1 rRNA gene (cut by a window edge) is annotated in these 1,749 nt (G+C 57.1%); it reads right to left on the bottom strand.

Annotation, left to right across the window (positions count from 1 at the left end):
• Positions 1–1,699: ribosomal RNA gene (locus ACN6LB_RS45515) — 23S ribosomal RNA — on the bottom strand (it extends 1,489 nt beyond the left edge of the window).
• Positions 1,700–1,749: the final 50 nt, after the last annotated feature.

Here is a 1,749-nt window from a genome sequence, read left to right as displayed (position 1 = left end):
CGTCTACACCCTTACCCCGGGACAACCACCGCCCGGGCTGGACTACCTTCCTGCGTCACCCCATCACTTACCTACTACAGGTCCGGGCCGTCGGCTCCACCACTTTCCATTCCCCGAAGGGTCCGGAACGGCTTCACGGACTTAGCATCGCCTGGTTCGATATTTGACGCTTCACAGCGGGTACCGGAATATCAACCGGTTATCCATCGACTACGCCTGTCGGCCTCGCCTTAGGTCCCGACTTACCCTGGGCAGATCAGCTTGACCCAGGAACCCTTAGTCAATCGGCGCACACGTTTCTCACGTGTGTATCGCTACTCATGCCTGCATTCTCACTCGTGAACCGTCCACCACTAGCTTCCGCTGCGGCTTCACCCGGCACACGACGCTCCCCTACCCATCCATACTCCCGTTGGGGATATGTGTATGAATGACACGACTTCGGCGGTACGCTTGAGCCCCGCTACATTGTCGGCGCGGAATCACTAGACCAGTGAGCTATTACGCACTCTTTCAAGGGTGGCTGCTTCTAAGCCAACCTCCTGGTTGTCTCTGCGACTCCACATCCTTTCCCACTTAGCGTACGCTTAGGGGCCTTAGTCGATGCTCTGGGCTGTTTCCCTCTCGACCATGGAGCTTATCCCCCACAGTCTCACTGCCGTGCTCTCACTTACCGGCATTCGGAGTTTGGCTAAGGTCAGTAACCCGGTAGGGCCCATCGCCTATCCAGTGCTCTACCTCCGGCAAGAAACACACGACGCTGCACCTAAATGCATTTCGGGGAGAACCAGCTATCACGGAGTTTGATTGGCCTTTCACCCCTAACCACAGGTCATCCCCCAGGTTTTCAACCCTGGTGGGTTCGGTCCTCCACGACCTCTTACAGCCGCTTCAACCTGCCCATGGCTAGATCACTCCGCTTCGGGTCTTGAGCGCGCTACTATACCGCCCTATTCGGACTCGCTTTCGCTACGGCTTCCCCACACGGGTTAACCTCGCAACACACCGCAAACTCGCAGGCTCATTCTTCAAAAGGCACGCAGTCACGAGATATGTGCAAGCACATATCCGACGCTCCCACGGCTTGTAGGCACACGGTTTCAGGTACTATTTCACTCCGCTCCCGCGGTACTTTTCACCATTCCCTCACGGTACTATCCGCTATCGGTCACCAGGGAATATTTAGGCTTAGCGGGTGGTCCCGCCAGATTCACACGGGATTTCTCGGGCCCCGTGCTACTTGGGTGTCTCTCAAACGAGCCGCTGATGTTTCGACTACGGGGGTCTTACCCTCTACGCCGGACCTTTCGCATGTCCTTCGCCTACATCAACGGTTTCTGACTCGTCTCACGGCCGGCAGACCGTAAAAGAGAGATCCCACAACCCCGTATACGCAACCCCTGCCGGGTCTCACACGCATACGGTTTGGCCTCATCCGGTTTCGCTCGCCACTACTCCCGGAATCACGGTTGTTTTCTCTTCCTGCGGGTACTGAGATGTTTCACTTCCCCGCGTTCCCTCCACATACCCTATGTGTTCAGGTATGGGTGACAGCCCATGACGACTGCCGGGTTTCCCCATTCGGAAACCCCCGGATCAAAGCCTGGTTGACGACTCCCCGGGGACTATCGTGGCCTCCCACGTCCTTCATCGGTTCCTGGTGCCAAGGCATCCACCGTGCGCCCTTAAAAACTTGGCCACAGATGCTCGCGTCCACTGTGCAGTTCTCAAACAACGACCAACCACCCA

The organism is Streptomyces sp. SAS_270 (genome assembly GCF_052543295.1).
Note: the sequence above shows the minus strand (reverse complement) of the source record. Positions and strands in the feature narration are given on the sequence as shown.